The sequence below is a fragment of the Acidovorax delafieldii 2AN genome (assembly GCF_000175235.1).
Taxonomy (GTDB): domain Bacteria; phylum Pseudomonadota; class Gammaproteobacteria; order Burkholderiales; family Burkholderiaceae_C; genus Acidovorax; species Acidovorax delafieldii_B.
In genome coordinates this window covers 1-19,500 of record NZ_ACQT01000019.1, presented here as the reverse complement: position 1 = coordinate 19,500, position 19,500 = coordinate 1, and the positions used below count along the sequence as shown (strand labels likewise).

General features: G+C 65.7%; 20 protein-coding genes and 1 tRNA gene. 9 read left to right on the top strand and 12 right to left on the bottom strand.

Annotated elements, in window-relative coordinates:
- Positions 1-92: 92 nt before the first annotated feature.
- Positions 93-169, bottom strand: a tRNA-Pro gene (locus ACDELDRAFT_RS05250).
- Positions 170-206: 37 nt separating this feature from the next.
- A complete protein-coding gene (locus ACDELDRAFT_RS05245) occupies positions 207-1,136 on the bottom strand; it encodes a polyprenyl synthetase family protein (RefSeq protein ID WP_005794185.1) in 930 nt (309 codons plus the stop codon).
- Positions 1,137-1,365: 229 nt separating this feature from the next.
- On the opposite strand from ACDELDRAFT_RS05245, the gene rplU reads away from it, so the two are divergent.
- The 4 genes from rplU to proB all read left to right on the top strand — a co-directional run bounded on the left by rplU (position 1,366) and on the right by proB (position 4,417).
- The gene (gene rplU, locus ACDELDRAFT_RS05240) at positions 1,366-1,677 is read left to right on the top strand and encodes a 50S ribosomal protein L21 (RefSeq protein ID WP_005794184.1); all 312 of its coding nucleotides are present in this window, start codon (positions 1,366-1,368) and stop codon (positions 1,675-1,677) included.
- Positions 1,678-1,692: 15 nt separating this feature from the next.
- Positions 1,693-1,950 (top strand): 50S ribosomal protein L27, encoded by a 258-nt coding sequence (gene rpmA, locus ACDELDRAFT_RS05235; RefSeq protein WP_005794180.1) that lies wholly within the window; start codon positions 1,693-1,695, stop codon positions 1,948-1,950.
- 170 nt (positions 1,951-2,120) lie between these two features.
- Complete coding sequence (gene cgtA, locus ACDELDRAFT_RS05230) at positions 2,121-3,212, top strand: Obg family GTPase CgtA (RefSeq protein WP_005794177.1); 1,092 nt, start codon at positions 2,121-2,123, stop codon at positions 3,210-3,212.
- A 65-nt stretch (positions 3,213-3,277) separates the two neighbouring features.
- Positions 3,278-4,417, top strand: a complete 1,140-nt coding sequence (gene proB, locus ACDELDRAFT_RS05225) for a glutamate 5-kinase (RefSeq protein ID WP_005794175.1) — start codon at positions 3,278-3,280, stop codon at positions 4,415-4,417.
- A gap of 136 nt (positions 4,418-4,553) precedes the next feature.
- Here the strand turns inward: proB and ACDELDRAFT_RS05220 are convergent, their stop codons facing one another.
- Positions 4,554-5,222, bottom strand: a complete 669-nt coding sequence (locus ACDELDRAFT_RS05220) for an RNA pyrophosphohydrolase (RefSeq protein ID WP_005794173.1) — start codon at positions 5,220-5,222, stop codon at positions 4,554-4,556.
- Between the two features lie 92 nt (positions 5,223-5,314).
- On the opposite strand from ACDELDRAFT_RS05220, the gene ACDELDRAFT_RS05215 reads away from it, so the two are divergent.
- Together ACDELDRAFT_RS05215 and ACDELDRAFT_RS05210 are read left to right on the top strand one after the other, a co-directional pair.
- Positions 5,315-7,057, top strand: coding sequence for a proline--tRNA ligase (locus tag ACDELDRAFT_RS05215; protein ID WP_005794171.1), 1,743 nt, complete (start codon positions 5,315-5,317; stop codon positions 7,055-7,057).
- Positions 7,054-7,758 (top strand): lytic transglycosylase domain-containing protein, encoded by a 705-nt coding sequence (locus ACDELDRAFT_RS05210; protein ID WP_005794169.1) that lies wholly within the window; start codon positions 7,054-7,056, stop codon positions 7,756-7,758. The genes ACDELDRAFT_RS05215 and ACDELDRAFT_RS05210 overlap by 4 nt, the downstream gene beginning before the upstream one ends.
- Before the next feature lie 179 nt (positions 7,759-7,937).
- Here ACDELDRAFT_RS05210 and ACDELDRAFT_RS05205 read toward each other — a convergent pair whose 3' ends face one another.
- The 7 genes from ACDELDRAFT_RS05205 to hemA form a co-directional block, all read right to left on the bottom strand.
- On the bottom strand, positions 7,938-9,278 hold the full coding sequence (locus tag ACDELDRAFT_RS05205) for a hemolysin family protein (protein ID WP_040328153.1): 1,341 nt from the start codon (positions 9,276-9,278) through the stop codon (positions 7,938-7,940).
- 136 nt (positions 9,279-9,414) lie between these two features.
- On the bottom strand, positions 9,415-10,422 hold the full coding sequence (locus ACDELDRAFT_RS05200) for an AAA family ATPase (RefSeq protein ID WP_005794166.1): 1,008 nt from the start codon (positions 10,420-10,422) through the stop codon (positions 9,415-9,417).
- Positions 10,423-10,588: 166 nt separating this feature from the next.
- On the bottom strand, positions 10,589-10,912 hold the full coding sequence (gene grxD / locus ACDELDRAFT_RS05195) for a Grx4 family monothiol glutaredoxin (protein ID WP_005794163.1): 324 nt from the start codon (positions 10,910-10,912) through the stop codon (positions 10,589-10,591).
- A 49-nt stretch (positions 10,913-10,961) separates the two neighbouring features.
- Entirely contained in the window at positions 10,962-11,816 is an 855-nt protein-coding gene (gene prmC / locus ACDELDRAFT_RS05190) for a peptide chain release factor N(5)-glutamine methyltransferase (protein ID WP_005794161.1), read from the bottom strand.
- Between the two features lie 72 nt (positions 11,817-11,888).
- Complete coding sequence (prfA, locus tag ACDELDRAFT_RS05185) at positions 11,889-12,977, bottom strand: peptide chain release factor 1 (protein ID WP_005794159.1); 1,089 nt, start codon at positions 12,975-12,977, stop codon at positions 11,889-11,891.
- A 94-nt stretch (positions 12,978-13,071) separates the two neighbouring features.
- Complete coding sequence (locus tag ACDELDRAFT_RS05180; protein WP_005794158.1) at positions 13,072-13,404, bottom strand: c-type cytochrome; 333 nt, start codon at positions 13,402-13,404, stop codon at positions 13,072-13,074.
- A 102-nt stretch (positions 13,405-13,506) separates the two neighbouring features.
- The gene (gene hemA / locus ACDELDRAFT_RS05175; protein WP_040328151.1) at positions 13,507-14,814 is read right to left on the bottom strand and encodes a glutamyl-tRNA reductase; all 1,308 of its coding nucleotides are present in this window, start codon (positions 14,812-14,814) and stop codon (positions 13,507-13,509) included.
- 70 nt (positions 14,815-14,884) lie between these two features.
- On the opposite strand from hemA, the gene ACDELDRAFT_RS05170 reads away from it, so the two are divergent.
- Positions 14,885-15,163 (top strand): hypothetical protein, encoded by a 279-nt coding sequence (locus tag ACDELDRAFT_RS05170; RefSeq protein ID WP_040328150.1) that lies wholly within the window; start codon positions 14,885-14,887, stop codon positions 15,161-15,163.
- Between the two features lie 49 nt (positions 15,164-15,212).
- Here the strand turns inward: ACDELDRAFT_RS05170 and ACDELDRAFT_RS05165 are convergent, their stop codons facing one another.
- Positions 15,213-16,112 carry a LysR substrate-binding domain-containing protein gene (locus ACDELDRAFT_RS05165; protein ID WP_005794152.1) on the bottom strand — a complete coding sequence of 300 codons (900 nt, stop codon included), beginning with the start codon at positions 16,110-16,112 and terminating at the stop codon, positions 15,213-15,215.
- 107 nt (positions 16,113-16,219) lie between these two features.
- Between ACDELDRAFT_RS05165 and ACDELDRAFT_RS05160 the strand changes: the two genes are divergently transcribed.
- Together ACDELDRAFT_RS05160 and ACDELDRAFT_RS05155 are read left to right on the top strand one after the other, a co-directional pair.
- Complete coding sequence (locus ACDELDRAFT_RS05160; protein ID WP_005794151.1) at positions 16,220-17,203, top strand: tripartite tricarboxylate transporter substrate binding protein BugE; 984 nt, start codon at positions 16,220-16,222, stop codon at positions 17,201-17,203.
- Between the two features lie 159 nt (positions 17,204-17,362).
- Entirely contained in the window at positions 17,363-18,256 is an 894-nt protein-coding gene (locus ACDELDRAFT_RS05155) for an N-formylglutamate amidohydrolase (protein ID WP_005794149.1), read from the top strand.
- A 72-nt stretch (positions 18,257-18,328) separates the two neighbouring features.
- Here the strand turns inward: ACDELDRAFT_RS05155 and ACDELDRAFT_RS05150 are convergent.
- Positions 18,329-19,500, bottom strand: a 1,172-nt coding sequence (locus ACDELDRAFT_RS05150) for a mechanosensitive ion channel family protein (RefSeq protein ID WP_040328149.1), incomplete at its 5' end; no start/stop codon positions are given.

Below are 19,500 nucleotides of genomic sequence, written 5' to 3'. Positions count from 1 at the left end.
TCCTATCATCGCCGATCGTGCACGCCCTGTACAGCGCTGCCATATTCGCAGTGGCGCCACAGCGTCGTGGAAGATGCTTGATTTCCACAAAATGGTCGGGGTGAGAGGATTCGAACCTCCGGCCTCTACGTCCCGAACGTAGCGCTCTACCAGGCTAAGCTACACCCCGTGTGTTGCGCCGCTGAGGAATCCTGCGGGATGCAGGCTCAGGCGCGGCGCTCAAGCAATTGAGCTGCCAATTGTAGCAAGCTCGTTGCGTAATTGCTCGCAGGCAATTGTTCTGCGGCGGTCATGGCTCGGCGTGCTTCGGCGAAGGCTGCCATGCGCGCTGCTTCAAGGGCGCCCGTGTTGCGCACGATTGCCACCACGTCGTCAAGGCGGTCGGTGGAGCCCTCTTCGATGGCGTGGCGGACTATGGCCGCCTGTTCGGCGTTGCCTCGCTGCATGGCAACGATGAGGGGCAGCGTGGATTTACCCTCGCGCAGATCGTCCCCCAGGTTCTTGCCCATCTCGGCGGTGTTGCCGTCGTAGTCGAGAACGTCGTCGATGATCTGGAACGCGGTGCCGAGGGCCTGGCCGTAAGTTGCACAGGCTTCTTCGATCTGTGGCGGGCTTTCTGCCAGGATGGCGCCGAGCCGAGCACTGGCTTCGAAAAGCTTGGCGGTCTTGGAGCGGATGACCTGCAGGTATCCGGCCTCGTCCAGGGACGCATCATGCATGTTCATCAGTTGCAGAACTTCGCCTTCGGCAATGACATTGGTCGCTTCGGACAGCACTTCCATGATGCGCATGTTGCCGGCTTCGACCATCATCTGGAAGGACCGGGTGTGCAGAAAATCGCCCACGAGCACGCTTGCCGGGTTGCCGAACGTCTGGTTGGCTGTGGCGCGCCCACGGCGCAGCGTCGAGGCGTCGACCACATCGTCATGCAGCAGAGTGGCGGTGTGGATGAGTTCGACGACCGCTGCCAAGCTGAAGCGATGATTTCCGCGGTAGCCGAGCGCACCACAAATGAGGAGAAGCAGGGCGGGGCGCAGTCGCTTGCCGCCAGCGGCGATGATGTATTGGGATATCTGTGCCACCAGGGGCACGCTGGACGTCAGGCGCTGGGCGATGACATGGTCCACTTCGCCCATGTCGTTGGCGATGATCGTCAACGGCGATGTGGCGGCAGGGTTGAGGGGGGATGTCAAGATAGTGGCACGCAGAAAGTGTTGCGAATTATAGGAAGCCCCATGGGTAAACCGGTGATTGCCGGCGGCTCTACTGCAGCGACGCCCGCCGCAGTTGGCTGAGTGTGTTGGTGGTGCTACAATATTGGGCTCTGCGGAAATTCGTCTGCAGAACTCATCTCAAGAGGTCAACATGTACGCGGTCATAAAAACCGGCGGCAAGCAGTATCGCGTTGCTTCCGGCGAAAAAATTAAAGTAGAACAGATTGCTGCGGACGTAGGCCAGGAAATTGTGATCGACCAGGTTCTGGCTGTCGGCAACGGCGCTGAACTGAAGGTTGGTACGCCCCTGGTGTCCGGCGCAACCGTGAAAGCCACTGTCGTGGCCCACGGCAAGCACGACAAAGTGCACATCTTCAAGATGCGCCGTCGCAAGCACTATCAAAAACGCCAAGGCCATCGCCAGCAGTTCACTGAGCTGCAAATTGGTGCGATTGCTGCTTAATCGAAGGAGCTAGTCATGGCACAGAAAAAAGGCGGCGGCTCTACGCGAAACGGGCGTGACTCCAAGCCAAAGATGTTGGGTGTCAAGGCCTTCGGTGGTGAACTGATCAGCGCTGGTTCGATCATCGTGCGCCAACGTGGCACACGTTTCCACCCCGGCACCAATGTCGGCGTTGGCAAGGATCACACTTTGTTTGCCCTGGTGGACGGTCACGTGTCGTTCGGTACCAAGGGTGCGTTGTCCAAGTCCACGGTCAATGTGACTCCCGCCTGAGGTCGATTCCTCTGGCAGCAAACGAAGCCCCGCCCTGTCGGGGCTTTGTTGTTTGAGGCGCAGCCTGCGCGGTATCGTTGCGCTGGTAAGCGTGCCCCGCGTGGTCGGGGCTTTGTGCTTTCAGGAGGGTTTGCCCGCCAGAACGCGCTCTTTTGTAAACTGGATACTCCATGAAGTTCGTCGATGAAGCCTATATTGACATTTCCGCCGGTGACGGTGGCAATGGCTGTGTGTCGTTCCGGCACGAGAAATACAAGGAATTCGGCGGCCCCAATGGGGGCGACGGTGGGCGCGGCGGGCATGTGTTCGCCGTGGCGGACCCCAATCTCAATACGCTCGTGGATTTCCGCTATTCGCGGCGCTACGAGGCCAAGCGCGGCGAACACGGCATGGGCTCGGACATGTTCGGCGCGGCGGGTTCCGACATCACGCTCAAGATGCCGGTAGGCACCATCATTTCCGATGCCGAAACCGGCGAGGTCCTGTACGAATTGCTCACTCCCGGCGAAGTGATCACCATCGCCAAGGGCGGTGACGGCGGCTTCGGCAACCTGCGATTCAAGAGCGCCATCAACCGCGCCCCGCGCCAGAAAACGCCGGGTTGGCCTGGGGAGAAGAAGAATCTCAAGCTCGAGTTGAAGGTGCTGGCCGATGTGGGTCTGCTGGGCATGCCCAATGCCGGCAAATCCACTTTCATCGCGGCCGTATCCAATGCGCGCCCCAAGATCGCCGACTATCCCTTCACGACCTTGCATCCCAATCTGGGCGTGGTGCGCGTGGGGCCCGAGCAAAGTTTTGTCGTGGCCGATATTCCAGGCCTGATCGAGGGTGCGTCCGAAGGCGCGGGGCTGGGGCACCAGTTCCTGCGGCACCTGCAGCGCACCCGCCTGTTGCTGCATGTCGTCGATCTGGCACCGTTCGATGAGGGTGTGGACCCCGTCGCCCAGGCCAAGGCCATCGTCGGCGAATTGAAGAAATACGACCAGCAGCTCTACGACAAACCGCGCTGGCTTGTGCTCAACAAGCTGGACATGGTTCCGGCCGAAGAGCGTCCGGCGCGCGTGCAGGATTTCGTCAAGCGCTTCAAGTGGAAGGGTCCGGTGTTCGAGATTTCGGCCCTGACGCGTGAAGGTTGCGAACCGTTGATCCATGCCATCTTCCGGCATGTACAGGCGCAGCAGAAGTTCGAGAACACACCCGCCGAGGTGGATCCACGGTTTGCTGGCGATGCGCCCGCACCGGCGCCACAGGTTGGTAGTTGATTGCTATATTAATAATAGCTGCTGACGCAGAACAGCAAAGCGCCAGCGGCCTAAAAGAGTAGAAGATGGTTTCCAGCGTATTGCGCGATGCCCGCCGCATCGTGGTGAAAGTGGGTTCCAGCCTTGTGACCAACGAGGGCCGCGGCCTGGATGAGACCGCTATCGGCGAGTGGAGTCGCCAACTGGCGGCGCTGGTGCGCGGTGAGGGCGGGGCTCCCCGTGAGGTGGTGATGGTGTCCAGCGGCGCCATTGCCGAAGGCATGAAGCGGCTGGGCTGGACTGCACGCCCCCAGGAGATCCACGAGTTGCAGGCGGCTGCGGCGGTGGGGCAGATGGGGCTCGCCCAGATGTACGAAACCAAGCTGCGTGAGCAGGGCATGGGCAGCGCACAGGTGCTGCTCACGCATGCCGACCTCGCCGACCGTGAGCGCTATCTCAATGCGCGCTCGACATTGCTCACCCTGCTGCGCCTGGGGGTGGTGCCGGTGATCAATGAAAACGACACCGTGGTCAACGACGAAATCAAGTTCGGCGACAACGACACGTTGGGGGCGTTGGTGGCCAATCTGGTCGAGGCCGATGCGCTCGTCATCCTTACCGACCAGAAGGGTCTGTACACGGCTGACCCCCGCAAGGACCCCTCGGCGCGCTTTGTGCACGAGGCCCAGGCCGGAGATCCGGCCCTCGAGACCATGGCAGGGGGCGCTGGCTCAAGCATCGGCAAGGGCGGGATGATCACCAAGATCCTCGCTGCCAAGCGGGCGGCGGGCTCAGGCGCCTCGACGGCCATTGCGTGGGGACGTGAGCCCGACGTGCTGGTGCGCCTGGTGCAGGGCGAGGCCCTGGGTACGCTGCTGGTGGCCCAGACTGCCAAGAAGCAGGCCCGTAAGCAGTGGATGGCGGATCACCTGCAGATGCGCGGGGCGGTGGTGGTCGATGCCGGTGCGGCTGCCAAATTGCTGGACGAAGGTAAAAGCCTGCTACCGATCGGCATGACGGCGGTCGAAGGCGAGTTCTCGCGCGGTGAGGTCATTGCGGTGCGCGACCCTTCGGGGCGCGAAATCGCCCGCGGGTTGGCCAACTACGCCAGTGCGGAAGCCAGGATGCTGTGCCGCAAACCGTCTTCCGAGTTTGAAAGGCTGCTGGGCTATGTCGCAGAGTCCGAAATGGTGCATCGCGACAACCTCGTGCTCACCATCGGCTGACGCCCGCTACCGCCGGGCGCACCACTGTAGGGGCGCATGTGCAGGTCCCGGATGCCAAGCTTGCGAAGTGGTGGCCTCCTTGAGCTGGCCCAGCAACGAATTGCCGCGTGCGGGCGGTGCCCGGCGCCGCTGTCCGTCAGGGATGCGGCTGGTGCGGCAGCGCCTCGAGTTCTGCCGGTACGCTGTTTTGCGGATCGGGGTCGAAGCTCGCTCCTGGTGGCAACTCCACTCCCGGGTTCAGCAGCAGCGAACTGGCGCGGTGCATTGCGCCGCCTTGCGGTTCCATGTCGCGCGCGCGCATGCCGCTGCGCAGATAGCGATTGCGTTGCTCGTGGCGCGGAAGGTAGCGCGCAAGCTCGGTCAGGGCCATTTCATAGACGCCCCTCTTGAACTCCACCACCACGTCCAACGGCACCCAATAGTCGTTCCACCGCCAGGCGTCGAATTCCGGGTGGTTGGTTGCCCGAAGATTCAGGTCCCAATCGTGGCCTGTCAGCTGGAGCAGATACCAGATTTGCTTCTGCCCCTTGTAGTGTCCGCGCGCATCGCGACGAATGTACCGGTCAGGCACCTCATAGCGCAACCAGTCCCGTGTCCGGGCAACCAAGCGCACATGGTTGGGTTGCAGCCCCACCTCCTCATGCAGTTCGCGAAACATGGCCTGCTCGGGGGTTTCTCCCCTGTCGATGCCACCTTGCGGAAACTGCCAGCTGTGGGTGCGGATGCGTTTGCCCCAGAACACCTGGTTCTTCTGGTTGAGCAGGATGATGCCGACGTTCGGCCGAAAGCCGTCCCGGTCAAGCATAATCAAACCCCAAATTTTTAAACTGTGTCCATTATGCACGGCGCCTAGGGCCCGGCAAGTGGGCCGCTACGTTCTGCCCGAAGTCGATCCCGATGAAAGCCTCCCAATTCTTCATTTCCACCCTCAAGGAAGCCCCGGCCGACGCCGAAGTGGTCAGCCACAAACTCATGACGCGGGCGGGGCTGATCAAGAAACTGGGCGCTGGCATCTACAACTACATGCCCATGGGGCTGCGGGTGATTCGCAAGGTCGAAGCCATCGTGCGCGAGGAAATGAACCGTGCGGGCGCCGTCGAGCTGACCATGCCCGTGGTGCAGCCCGCCGAGCTCTGGCAGGAAACGGGACGCTTTGAGAAAATGGGCCCCGAGCTGCTGCGCATTCAAGATCGCCATGGCCGGGACTTTGTGGTGCAGCCCACCAGCGAAGAAGTGATCACTGACATCGCACGCCAGGAGCTCAAGAGCTACAAGCAGCTGCCGAAGAACTTCTACCAGATCCAGACCAAGTTCCGCGATGAGCGCCGCCCCCGTTTTGGCCTCATGCGCGGGCGCGAGTTCATCATGAAGGACGCCTACAGCTTTGACCGCGACCAAGCGGCCGCCAAGGCCAGCTACCAGGTGATGGCCGCTGCCTACCGCCGCATCTTTGACCGTTTTGGCCTGACTTACCGTGCCGTGGCGGCAGACAGCGGTGCCATCGGGGGGGATCTGTCGGAAGAATTCCAAGTGATCGCCGCCACCGGGGAAGACGCCATCGTCTACTGCCCGCAGAGCGACTACGCTGCCAATATGGAAAAGGCAGAAGCGCTGGCCCCCACCGGACCACGCGGCGCAGCCACCCAGGCGCTGACCAAAACCGCCACGCCGGGCAAGAGCACCTGCGCCGATGTGGCTGCGCTGCTGGCCGTGCCGCTGAATACCACCGTAAAGTCCTTGGTGCTGGCCACCGACGAGACCAACGAAGCGGGTGAAATCGTCAAGACGCAAGTCTGGCTGCTGCTGCTGCGCGGCGACCATGACATGAACGAGATCAAGGTCGGCAAGGTGCCTGGTCTGGCGGGCTTCCGCTTCGCGACGCTGGGCGAAATCGAGAATCACTTTGGCTGCAAGCCGGGTTACCTGGGCCCCATCGGCCTGAAGAAGCCCTTGAAGATCGTGGTGGACCGCGAAGTCGCTGTGATGGCTGACTGGATCTGTGGCGCCAACGAAGTGGACTTTCACATCACCGGCGTCAACTGGGGCCGCGACCTGCCCGAACCCGACATGGTGGCCGACCTGCGCAACGTGGTGGCGGGCGACCGCTCCCCGGATGGCAGGGGTGAACTGGCGATTGAGCGCGGCATTGAAGTGGGCCATGTGTTCTACCTGGGCACCAAGTACAGCAAGGGCATGAACGCCACGTTCCTGGGCGACGACGGCAAGCCGGCGTTCTTCGAAATGGGTTGCTACGGCATCGGCGTGACGCGCCTGCCCGCCGCCGCCATCGAGCAGAACCACGACGAGCGCGGCATCATCTGGCCGGACGCGATTGCGCCGTTCACGGTGGTGATCTGCCCCGTGGGCATGGACCGCAGCGATGCCGTCAAGGCCGCCGCCGAAAAGCTGTATGCCGACCTGCTGGCCGCGGGTGTGGACGTGATCCTGGACGACCGCGGCGAGCGCCCTGGCGCCATGTTTGCCGACTGGGAGCTGATTGGTGTGCCGCACCGCGTGACCATTGGCGACAAGAGTCTGAAGGAAGGCGTGGTCGAGTACCAGCACCGCCGTGATGCCGCAGCGACCAAGGTGGCCGTGGCTGACATCCTGGCCCGTGTGAAGGGCCGCATGGTGGTATGACAATGCACGGCGCGTCTTCGCAAACCCCGCTGCTTGTGGCTTCTGGCACCGCAGGAATGTCCCGGCGCGGCTGCCTGGCGTCGCTGGCAACGCTCGCCGCGCCAGCTGCCTGGCTGGGTGCGCCGCAGTTGGCTCATGCAGGCGGCCAGCTCGAAGAGCCGCTGATGGACTCGGTGCGCACCGCACTCAGTTCGGCCATTGCCAACCAGGCGCCGCCCGAGCCCGAGTTTTTCACCACCGAGTCGCGGCTGCATTACCTGCGCTGGCTGGGCACCATGAGCGACCGCTTGCGCCGCCGCAAGCCTGAGTGGGAAGTTCGCCGCGATTTCCTGCAGACCGTCTGGTACGAATCCAAGCGCGCAGGACTGGACGTTTCGCTGGTGATGGGGCTGATCCAGGTGGAAAGCGCCTTCCGCAAATTTGCAGTCTCCAGTGTGGGCGCGCGCGGCTACATGCAGGTCATGCCGTTCTGGACCCGTGTGATCGGCGACGGCGACCCCGGCAAGCTGTTTCACATGCAGACCAACCTGCGCTTTGGTTGCGTGATTTTGCGGCACTACATCGACCGCGAACGCGGCGACCTGTTCATGGCGCTGGGCCGCTACAACGGCAGCCGCGGGCGCTCGCCCTATCCCGACGCCGTGTTCGGCGCGCAGCGCAACTGGTTGTTCAACGAAAAGCCCGGCGCAGCGGCAGCCTGACCTGCCTCTGCCTGCAATCGACGGATCTTGGTGTGGATCTGGCGGCTGGTGCCTAAGCACCTGTTTACGATCGAACGCCTCGGCTGTTTACATGGGCATGAGCCCATGCGGCGCATCCGAGGCATCCACCCATCCCGATGGCACTCCAACGCGATCGCCGAAAAGATCGGAAACAGGTTCTAAGGCGAGGCAGCGGCCGCTGGCGCCGCCGTGTCGGCCTTGCCCATGGGGGCGGGTTTCAGGCGTGACACCATCACCTGGTCGATGCGGAAGCTGTCCACGTCCAGCACCTCGAACTTATAGCCGCCCCAGCTCACGCTGTCAGTGCGCCGGGGCACGCGGCGCAGCATCACCATCAGAAAACCTGCGAGGGTCTTGTACTCGTCGCTGTGGGGCAATTCGTCGAGTCCCAGTACGTGCAGCACGTCCTCGACCGGGGTGACACCGTCGATCAGCCATGAATTCTCGTCGCGCCGCACGATCAGCTCTTCGTCGGCCGGGCCCACCAGGTCGCCCATCACCGTGCTCATCACATCGTTCAGCGTGACCACGCCCACCACCAGGCTGTACTCGTTCACGATGACGGCAAAGTCCTCGTGCACCTGCCTGAACTGCTCCAGCACCTCGGACAGGGTGAGCCGGTCGGGCACGATCAGCACCTTGCGCACCAGGCTGTCGTCGGCCAGCGAGATGGACTGGTTGTTCAGCACGCGTTGGAACAGGTCCTTGGCGTCCACATAGCCCACCACGTGGTCGATGTCCCCCTCGCACACGGGGTAGGTCGAAAAGGGCTCGGCGGCGATGCGCAGCCGGATCACGGCGTCCGGCTCGTCGCGCAGGAAGAAGGCCACGCGGTCGCGGGGAGACATGGCACTGGACACCGTGCGCGTGTCCAGCTCGAACACGTTGGTGATGACCTGCTGCTCGCGCGCGGCCAGCACGCCCGCGCGCGCGCCAGCTTCCATCATGGCGAGGATGTCTTCGGAGGTGATGCGGTCGTCGCGCAGCGACGACAGGCCCAGCACGCGGAACAGGGCATCGGCCCCCCGGCTGTAGAACCACACCAGTGGCCGCAGCAGCGTCATGCACCACGCCATGGGCTGCGCCAGGCGCACCACCAGCCGCTCGGGTTCGGCCATGCCCAGGCGCTTGGGAAACAGGTCGGCAAACAGGATGAACAGCGAGGTGACGGCCAGGAACGACGCCAGGAACCCCGCTTTTTCAGCCGTGGCGCCGGGCAGCCACAGCGCAAACAGGGCACTGAAGTGGGGGCTCAGCGCCCCCTCGCCCACGATACCGCCCAGAATGGCCACGGCGTTCTGCCCGACCTGCACCACGGTGAAATAGTCGCCAGGCTGGTCCTGCAGTCGCAACACCCGGTCGGCGCGGGCGTCGCCTTCGTCGGCCATCTGGCGCAGGCGCAGGCGCCGCGCGGCGGCCAATGAAATTTCTGCCACTGAAAAGAATGCACTGGCCGCAATGAGCAGGCCGATGATGAGCAGGCTTTGGGTCAGGGTCATGGTGGGGTAGGCGCGGGCGGCCCTGGCGGAGGGCCCGCAGGGGCGTTCCGAGTGTAGCGGTGCACGCCCATGGTGCAGCGCCGGGCGCATCCGACTTCGGCGGCGCGCCGCAGCGCGTGCACGGGGCGGGGGCGGGCTACTGCACGAAGCCGATACGCGCCTTGCCGGTGGTGCCGCGGGGCAGGTCGCTCACATCCACGGTGGAGCGCTGGGCGAGCCGCGCATTGCCAAAGCCCGTCATGAGGGCGCGGCGCATCTCGCGCGGCGGCATCTGCGCAAGCAGGTCGAGCACATCACCCTGCGGTTCGGGATCAAGCAGGCGGCCCCAATCGTGCCCGGCGCGCAGGCCCTGGTAGAGATTGCGCGCAATGGCGCGGGCCTGCTCGGGGGTGGGTGCTTCGACGGCAAACACGTTCATGCGGTTCAGGATAGGGGCCGGAATGCCGCGTTCGTCGTTGGCCGTGGTAATCCAGATCACCTGGCTGGCGTCGATGGCCACTTCGGCGAATTCGTCGGTGAAGCACTGCGCCGTGTCGTGCTCCAGCAGGCCATACAGAGCGCCCAGCGGGTCGTACTGGGCATCGCTGGCTGCCTTGTCGATCTCGTCCACCACGATCACCGGGTTGGCGTATTCGCCTTCCACCAGGGCTTCAAACACCTTGCCGGGGCGGGCGCCCTTCCACTGGGAGGAAGACCCGGAAAGCAGCCAGCCCGCCGTCATCGAGCTCATCGACACGAGGTTCATGCCCGTGCCCAGCAGCTCGGCCAGGTGCCGCGCAAAGTGGGTCTTGCCGATGCCGGGTGGCCCCAGCAGCAGCATGGGCGTGACTTCAAGGCCGTCGCGGCTGTCCTGCGCCAGCGCCACATGGCGCTTCACGTCGTCCAGCACGTCGGTGAAGTTGGGGAGCTGGTCATACAGGCTGGCCATGTCGGGCACGCCCGAGGGTTTGACCTGGAAGCGCTCGGGGCCGCGCTCGAGCATGCGTTCATACACGGTGCGCAGGGCTTCGTATTCGCGCTGGCTGCTGGCGTCCTGCAGGCGTGCGAGCTTGCGCTCGACATCTCCGGGCTGGAACACCTGGCGAATCTGCGCCACCGGCAAGCGCAGGGCCGAGGGCGATGGAACAAGGCTTTGGTGGCTCATTGCATGCTCCTGTGATGGTTGCGTCACGCAATCATTCAAGCACACAACATGCCCGCTCTGGTGCAGGAAAAGCCCTGCATCGGGGTGCTGTGTTGCCGCCATGCAAAAGGCCGCCCGCAGGCGGCCTCGCAATGGCAGGGGGCGCGTGGCGCGCCGGCAGGGCCGGTCAGCCGGGAATGCCCAGCACCTGCTTGAGTTCGCCCGATTCGTACATTTCCATCATGATGTCCGAGCCACCGATGAACTCGCCCTTCACATACAGCTGGGGAATGGTGGGCCAGTTGCTGTAGTCCTTGATGCCCTGGCGGATTTCTTCGTCTTCCAGCACGTTGACGGTGGCCAGGGCCTTGGGGTCTACGCCGCAGGCCTTGAGGATCTGGATGGCGCGGCCCGAGAAACCGCACATCGGAAAGCTCGCAGTGCCTTTCATGAACAGCAGGATGTCGTTGGATTTCACGAGGGCGTCGATGCGTTGCTGGGTGTCGCTCATGGGGATTCTCCTTGAAGGGGCTGGCGGGCAGGGGCCCGCAATGGGGGGATTATTTCACTGTCGGCCATTGTCCACCGGTGCAACGCGCGATGCCGGCGAGGTCATTGCGGCTTTGCACCTGTGCAAAGCCTTGCGCGCGCAGCAGTGCGCTGACGGCTCCGGCCTGGTCGTGGCCGTGTTCCAGCAGCAGCCAGCCGCCGGGCTTCAGGTGCCGCGGCGCCTGCACCACGATCTGCCGGATGTCCTGCAGCCCATCGGCGCCGCTGGCCAGCGCCTGCAAAGGCTCGTGCGTCAGCGCAGCCAGGTGGGGGTCGTGGGCCGGAATGTAGGGAGGGTTGGAGACGATGGCGTCGAACACGCCGTCCACACCGGTGAGCCAGTGGCTTTGCACGAACTGCACGGGCAGCACCAGACGCTGCGCGTTGGCCTGGGCCACGGCCAGGGCGTCGGGACTGGCGTCCACGCCCAGTACCTCGGCGGTGGGGCGCTGGTGCTGCAGCGCCAGCGCAATGGCGCCGCTACCGGTGCCCAGGTCCACGATACGGGGCGGGTGCTGCGGGTCGGAGAGCGGGGCAATCACCTCCAGCGCCCAGTCCACCAGCGTTTCGGTGTCGGGGCGCGGGTCCAGCACGCGCGCGTCGACACACAGTGGCAGGCCGTAGAACTCCTTGCGCCCCGTGAGGTAGGCCACGGGCTCGCCGGCCGCACGGCGCTGGCACAGGCCAAGAAACTGCGCTTGCACCTCGGGGGCCAGCGCATCGGTGTCGTGCGCCAGCAGCCAGGCGCGGCCCGCTTCGGGGCGGGCCAGCGCGTGCAGCAGCAGCATCTGCGCGTCGATGCGCTCCAGGCCGAGGGTGCGGGCCTGGGTCAGTGCCTGGGCCACGGTGGGGGTGGGGTGGTTCACTCTGTTTTTGATAGCTGGTAGCGCCCGTTCAGCAAGCGCAAGCGGCCTATTTGATCCGCATTCTGGTGGAACTCAAACGGTGGCGCCCGTTTCCAGCTCTTCCAGTTGCTCGGCTTCGCGGGCGTGGGCCAGGGCCTGCAGCACGTCGGCCAGGTCGCCGTCCATCACGTATTGCAGCTTGTAGAGCGTGAGGTTGATGCGGTGGTCGGTGAGGCGCCCCTGCGGGAAGTTGTAGGTGCGGATGCGGTCGCTGCGGTCGCCGCTGCCGATCAGGCCCTTGCGCAGGGCGGCCTCCTTGGCGGCGCGCTCGCTGCGTTCTTTCTCCTGGATGCGGGCCTGCAGCACTTGCAGCGCCTTGGCCTTGTTGCTGTGCTGGCTGCGGCCGTCCTGGCATTCGGCCACGATGCCGGTGGGCAAGTGCACCACGCGCACGGCCGAGTCGGTCTTGTTGATGTGCTGGCCGCCGGCGCCGGATGCACGGAAGGTGTCGATGCGCAGGTCGGCCGGGTTGAGCTTGATGGCCTCGTGTTCGTCGGGCTCGGGCATCACGGCCACGGTGCAGGCGCTGGTGTGGATGCGGCCCTGGGTTTCGGTGGCGGGCACGCGCTGCACGCGGTGGCCGCCGGATTCGAATTTCAGCGCGCCGTACACGTGGTCACCTTCGATGCGCAGCACGATTTCCTTGTAGCCGCCCAGCTCGGCGGCGTTCTCGCTCACCACCTCCACCTTCCAGCCCACGCGGTCGGCGTAGCGCATGTACATGCGGGTGAGGTCGCCCGCGAACAGGGCCGATTCGTCGCCGCCCGTGCCCGCGCGGATTTCCACGAATGCATTGCGCGCGTCGTCCGGGTCCTTCGGCAGCAGCAGGCGCTGCAGTTCGTCTTCGAGCTGCAGCAGTTCGGCCTCGGCGCTGGTGATTTCTTCCTGCGCCATCTCGGCCATGTCGGGGTCGGCCAGCATCTCGCGCGCGCCCGCCAGGTCGGCCTCGCGCTGCTGGTAACGGGCATAGCGGCCGGCGATCTGCGTCACCTCGGCATGCTCGCGCGAGATGGTGCGGTATTGCGCCATGTCGGCCATGATGTCTTCGCGCGAGAGCAGAAAGTCCAGCTCGCCCAGGCGCTGTGCGTAGCGTTCCAGCTGGCTTCGGAGAAAAGGTTTCATTCGGGGTCGTTTGTTTGCTACTGAAAACGTAGCTGCTTGCGCTTTCAGAACAAGCGCTGTAGGCCGATTTTGCTTGAAATGCGGGACGCAACCCTCAGCGGGCACCGTCCAGGATCCAGCGGGCCAAGGTCCTGGCGCTTTCTTCGCTCAGCTGCTCATGGGGGCCGATGGGGCCCAGCGGCCGGGGCTTGCGCAGCTCGTTCATCAGATGGTCTTCGGCGCCGGCTTCGCCGCGGCGCTTGGCCGAGCGGTCTGCCAGCTGCTCGAAGCTGGGCGCATTGGGATGGAAGGCGTTGCCATGGCAGCCGTAGCAGCCCTTGTCCAGGGCCAGTGAAGATCCGGCCTGCGCCAGCGGGCTGGCGGCCAGGGCCAGGAGGCAGAGGGTGCGAAGGGCGGTGCGGGCTGCGGTGCGTGGTGCGGAGGCCATGGCGGGCTTTCTTGCAAAAAGAGAGGGGGGCGCAGCCGGGGCTGCCGTTGGGTGGTGCACCGGCCAACCCGCCAGAGGGGTGGCCAATGCCAAAGGCCGGCGCTACAGGCCGGTCTTGCTTTGCGAGCGCAGGAACAGGCGCGAAACGGTCTGCGCCGTCTGGGCCCGCATGTCGGCGTCGCCGGCGCGCAACTCGGCCATGGTGCCGTGCAGCATCTTCTGGGCCAGGCCGCGCGACAGGGCCTCCAGCACGGCGTCCACATCTTCACCCTTGGCCAGCAGCTTCTTGGCGCGGGCGATTTCGGCGGCGCGCCACTCGTCGGTCTGGGCGTTGATCTGCTGGATCAGGGGCACCACGCCGCCGGCACTGCCCACCGGGCTGCGCAGCTCCATCCAGTGCATGAAGCTCTGCACGCCGGCGTCGATGATGGCTTCGGCCTGCGCCACGGCGGCCTGGCGGTTGGCCTGGGCGGTCTGGACCACGCTGGCAAGGTCGTCCACGGTGTAGAGGTAGACGTCGCCCAGGGCCTTGACCTCGGGCTCGATGTCGCGCGGCACGGCCAGGTCCACCATGAACAGAGGGCGGTGGCGGCGCTTCTTGAGGGCACGCTCCACGGCACCCAGGCCGATGATGGGCAGGGTGCTGGCCGTGCAGCTGATGATGGCGTCGAACTCGTGCAGGCGCTCGGGCAGGTCGGAAAGACGCATCACCTCGCCGCCAAAACGCGTGGCCAGCTTTTCGCCGCGCTCCAGCGTGCGGTTGGCGATGGCAATGGATTGGGGGTTCTTGGCGGCGAAGTGCGTGGCCGCCAGCTCGATCATTTCGCCCGCGCCGACAAACAGCACGCGAATCTGGGAGAGGTCTTCAAACAGCTGGCCCGCCAGGCGCACGGCAGCGGCGGCCATGCTGATGCTGTGCGCGCCGATCTCGGTGCTGGTGCGCACTTCCTTGGCCACGGCAAAGCTGCGCTGAAACAGCTGGTTGAGCGTGGTGCCCAGCGCGCCGGCGGATTCGGCTGCACGCACGGCGTTTTTCATCTGGCCCAGGATCTGGGCCTCGCCCAGCACCATCGAATCGAGCCCACTGGCCACGCGGAAGGCATGGCGCGCCACGAGGCTGTCTTCGAGCGTGTAGGAATGCGAGCGCAGCAGCGCGGGGCTCACGCCGCCGCTTTGCGCCAGCCAGCCCAGCGTGTGGTCCACGGCGGCCTGTTCACCAGCGCAGTAGATCTCGGTGCGGTTGCAGGTGGAGATGATGGCGGTTTCGACGCCTGGATGGCGGCTGCCCTGGCCCAGCGACTGGCGCAAGCCCTGCAGCGTGGGCGTGATCTGGTCGAGCGCGAACGCAAACCGACCGCGCAGATCGAGCGGTGCGGTGGTGTGGTTGATGCCGAGGGCCCAGACTGCCATGGCGCCAATTATAAAATTGTTGCCGGCATCGGGCACTGTGTCTGCCTAAGCCTTGATCTGGGTCATGTTTATGGGGCCATTCGCTGCGCTCGACCATGCCGTGAATTTCGTGGCGCCCGCGGCGGCGCTGGCCCTGTTGCTGGTGCTGGGTGGGCGGATATTGCGGCCAAAAGGCCCGCAAGCGCTTTCGTGGTGGGCGCAAGTAGCTATCAATTTCGTAGTTGGCTGCGGCGTGCTGGTGGCTGGGCTGGTGGTGCTGGGCCGCGACGGCAAGATGCTGACCTATGCAGCGCTGGTGCTGGCCTGCGCCAGTTGCCAGTGGCTGCTGGTGCGCGGCTGGCGGTCGTAAGCGCCGTGTCGGCGCCGTTGTGCAGCGTGCGGCGATGCCCGCGCGGGGGCTATCCGGCCCCGAGATGTGCCTGCGCCAGCAGCCACTGCCTGAAGTCCTGCAATGCGGCCGAGGCTGCGCGGCCCGCAGGCTGGCACAGGTAGTAACCCCGGTCGATCACCACGGGCTGCGGCACTGCAATGGCAATGCGGCCGGCCGCCAAGTCTTTTTCCACCAGGCAGTGCTGGACGACCGCCACCCCCAGCCCTGCGATCACCGCCTGCACCAGCAGGGCGACCAGCTCGAAGTCGGCCGCAGGCGCGAGCGGCGGATGCGCACAGCCCACGCCCTGGAACCAGGCAGCCCAGTTGTCCGGGTAATTGGTGTGGAACAGCAGCGGGCGCGCCAGCAGGTCTTGTGCCGTGCGGATGGCGTGGGGGCCCTGCAGGTCGGCGGGCCGGCAGATGGGCACGAGTTCGCGCCCCACCACGTAGTCGGCCTGGATGTGCCGGGGCCATTCGCGCGTGCCCACGCGCAGCCAGGCATCGATCTCGGGCGCCTGCAGCGGGTCGTCCCGCCGGTAGGGCGCGAAGGACAGGGTCGTGTCGGGGTGCTGGGCGTGGAAGTCGGGCAGGCGGGGAATCAGCCAATGGCTGAACAGCGTGGGCGGCACCGACAGGCGCAACGTGCGTTCGGTGCGGCGGGTCTGCAAGGCCACGGTGGCCGCCTCGATCGCGGCGATGGCGGGGGCGATTGCGTCGAGGTAGGACTGGCCGGTGGCCGTGAGCACGCTGCGCCGTCCTTCGCGCGTGAACAGCGCCAGCGCCAGGTGCTCTTCCAGCCGTGCGATGGCGCGGCTGATGGCGCCCTGGGTCACATGCAACTCGTCCGCCGCCTGCGAAAAGCTGCCCAGCCGCGCCGCCGTGGCGAAGGCGTGCAGTTCGGACAGGGACGGAGAGCGGATGCGCATGGCGGTGAATGGTGAGCGCTGGTAATGAATCGGTGCCACATTGTCGCTTTTCCTCTCCTCTGCGTTTGCCCAGAATGGGCGATCAATTCATTACAAGGAAGAAAGCCATGATGTCTCGCCGATGCCTTGCCGCCACCCTGGTGGCCAGCGCTGCCACCCTGTGTGTGCCCGGTGTGCTGGCCCAGGCGGGCGAATACCCGACCCGCCCCATCAAGCTGATCGTGCCGTTTGCCGCTGGCGGCTCCACCGACATGGTGGCGCGCATGCTGGCCGACAAGATGACGGCGGTGCTGGGCAAGGCCGTGGTGGTGGACAACAAGGGCGGCGCAGGCGGCTCGCTGGGCGCCGATGCCATCGCCAAGGCCGCGCCCGATGGCTACACGATCGGCATGGCCACCGTGAGCACCCACGGTGCCAACCCTGCCGTGTACGCCAAGCTGCCGTACGACGCCATCAAGGACTTCGCCCCCATCACCAACGTGATGGCCGTGCCCAGCGTGTTCGTGGTGCACAACAGCGTGCCCGCCAAGACCATGAAGGAATTCATCGCCCTGGCCAAGGCCCATCCCGGCAAATACACCTTTGCCTCGCCGGGCACCGGTTCGCTGGGCCACGCCAACATCGAGAACTTCATGGACCTGGCGGGCATCAACCTGCTGCACATCCCCTACAAGGGTGCGGGCCAGGCCATCAACGATGCGCTGGCGGGCCAGGTCGATTCGATGACGGACAACCTGCCGTCGACGCTGCCGCACATCAAGTCCGGCAAGCTGCGCCCGCTGGCGGTGCTGGCGCTCAAGCGCAGCCCGGTGCTGCCCGATGTGCCCACCTACACGGAACTGGGCTATGCCGGCATGGGCGACGGCGGCTGGTTCGGCCTGGTGGCGCCCGCGGGCACGCCCAAGGAGATCATCGCCAAGCTCAACGCAGCGGCGCACAAGGCCATGGCCATGCCCGATTACCTTGAAAAGCAAAAGGGCATCTCCGGCGAATCCATGGCCAACACGCCCGCGCAGTTCGCCAAGCAGATCGACGCCGCCATCGCACGCTACACCGCCGTAGCCAAGCGCGCCAACATCAAGCTGGACTGAAGGTGTGAACGAACCCGCCATGCCCGCTCATTCCTCCACAACCCTCCCGCTCGTCGTTGCAAATCCTCGCCATGGCTGCGCTTTGCGCCCCGACCGGCCGCTTTTTTCGCGGTCTGCCCGGGCACGCCGGGTTCATCCACGCCTTCAGATGGTGCGCCTTTGACAGAGCTGCATGACGACCTGAACCCCCGGCCGGACCGCCCGGTCGAGGTCTGGCACCCCACGGGGCAGCCGCTGCCGCTGGTGTGCGACTCGCCGCACAGCGGCACGGCCTACCCCGAAGACTTCGGCCACGCCGTGCCGCTGGCGCTGCTGCGCCGCGGCGAGGACACGCATGTGCATCGCCTCTGGCACACGGCGCCTGCGCACGGCGCCACGCTGATCGCCGCGACTTTTCCGCGCACCTACATCGACGTGAACCGCGCTGACACCGATCTGGACCCTGCGCAGATCGAGGGCGAATGGCCCGTACCGCTGGCCCCCGGCCCCAAGACGCAACAGGGCCTGGGGCTGATCTGGCAGCAGATCAGCAAGGACGGCGTGGCCACGCCGCTGTATGCGCGCCGGCGCACCGTGGCCGAGGTGCAGCGGCGCATCGAGGGCTACTGGCGTCCCTACCACGCGCAGCTGCAGCGGGCGATCGACGCAAGCGTGCAGCGCTTTGGCCGTGTGTGGCACCTGAACCTGCATTCCATGCCCAACGACGTGTACCGGCGCCTGGGCCGCACGGACGCGCCGCCGCTGGCCGACTTCGTGCTGGGCGACCGCGACGGCACCACCTGCGCACCCGAGTTCGTGCATCTCGTTGCCGAGCAGCTGCGGGGCTTCGGCTACAGCGTGGCGCTGAACGAGCCGTACAAGGGGGTAGAGCTCATCGGCCGCATCGGGCAGCCGCATCTGGGCCGGCACAGCCTGCAGATCGAGATCCGCCGCCCGGTCTACATGGACGAGGACACGCGCGCGCCCAACGCCGGCTTTGCGCCGCTGCAGCAGCACCTGGACCAGTTGCTGGGTGTGGTGGCCGGCTATGTACGGTCGCAACTGCCGGTTTGAAGCCAAATAGGCCTGTAGCGCTTTTCTGATAAGCGCTAGCAGCTATTGAAACAGGAGCGGCGTGGGCGTCGCTCAAACGCGCTCCGACAGCGGCGGCGGCTCCTGCGCGGCGTCGCGCGGTGCCTGCGCCACCGAGGTGGTGGCCGGCGGTGACAACGCCAGGCCCGCTTCGCGCAGCGCCTCCAGAATGGCGAACAGCACGTCGCTGCGCACGCCTGCTGCGTTGCGCGGGCTGCTCACGTAGCCGATCGCCAGGAATGTGAGCGTGCCGCTCTGGATGCCCTCCAGCGTCACCGATGGGGCGGGGCTCTCCAGGATGTCCTCGTGCGCGTGGAAGGCCTGCAGGATCAGCTCGCGCATGCGCCGTGCGTCGGTGTCCAGCGGCGCGGGCAGGCGCAGCAGCACGCGGCCCTGGGCGCTGCCCAGCGTCATGTTGCGCACGGTCTTGGTGATGAACTCGGAGTTGGGCACGATCACGGTGGAGCGGTCGCCGAGCTGGATCTCGGTGGCGCGCACGTTCACGCGGCGCACATCGCCCTCGGTGTCGCCCAGCACCACCCAGTCGCCCACCTTCACCGGCCGCTCGGCCAGCAGGATCAGGCCCGAGATGAAGTTCTGCACGATGGCCTGCAGGCCGAAGCCGATACCCACCGACAGCGCGCTCGCCACCCAGGCGATGCGCTCCACCCCGATGCCCAGACCCGCCAGCGCTACAGCGATCACCAGCACCCCGCCCACGTACCCCAGCAGCGTGACGATGGAGCTGCGCATGCCCGGCTCCAGCGACGTGTGCGGAAAATAGCGTTCACTGAGCCAGCGCTTGACGATGCGGATCGCGAGGAAGCCCGCGCAAACCACCGCCAGCGCGGTGAGCAGCGCCTGCGGCGCGAGCATGATGTCGCCGATCCGCAGGCTGTGGTCCGCCTTGATGCCGCGACGGAACAGCTCGTCCGGGTCGGTGCCCAGCGGCGCCATCAGCGCGATCGCCATATAGAAGAACAGCGCGACGCGCAGCACGCCGGCCACCAGCACGGCGGCCTGGTCCAGCAACTGGGCGTCGAGGGCCAGTGTGGCGTGGATGCGCGCACCCAGGCCACCCTGGGACGACAGCAAGGCCTCGCACAGGTCGTCCACCAGTTGCACCAGCAGGTAGGTGGTGGCCAACACCACGCCCGACCACACCGTCTGTCGTGCCAGCGTGCCCCCCAGCGCCACGAAGCCCAGCACCACGGCCAGCATGGCCG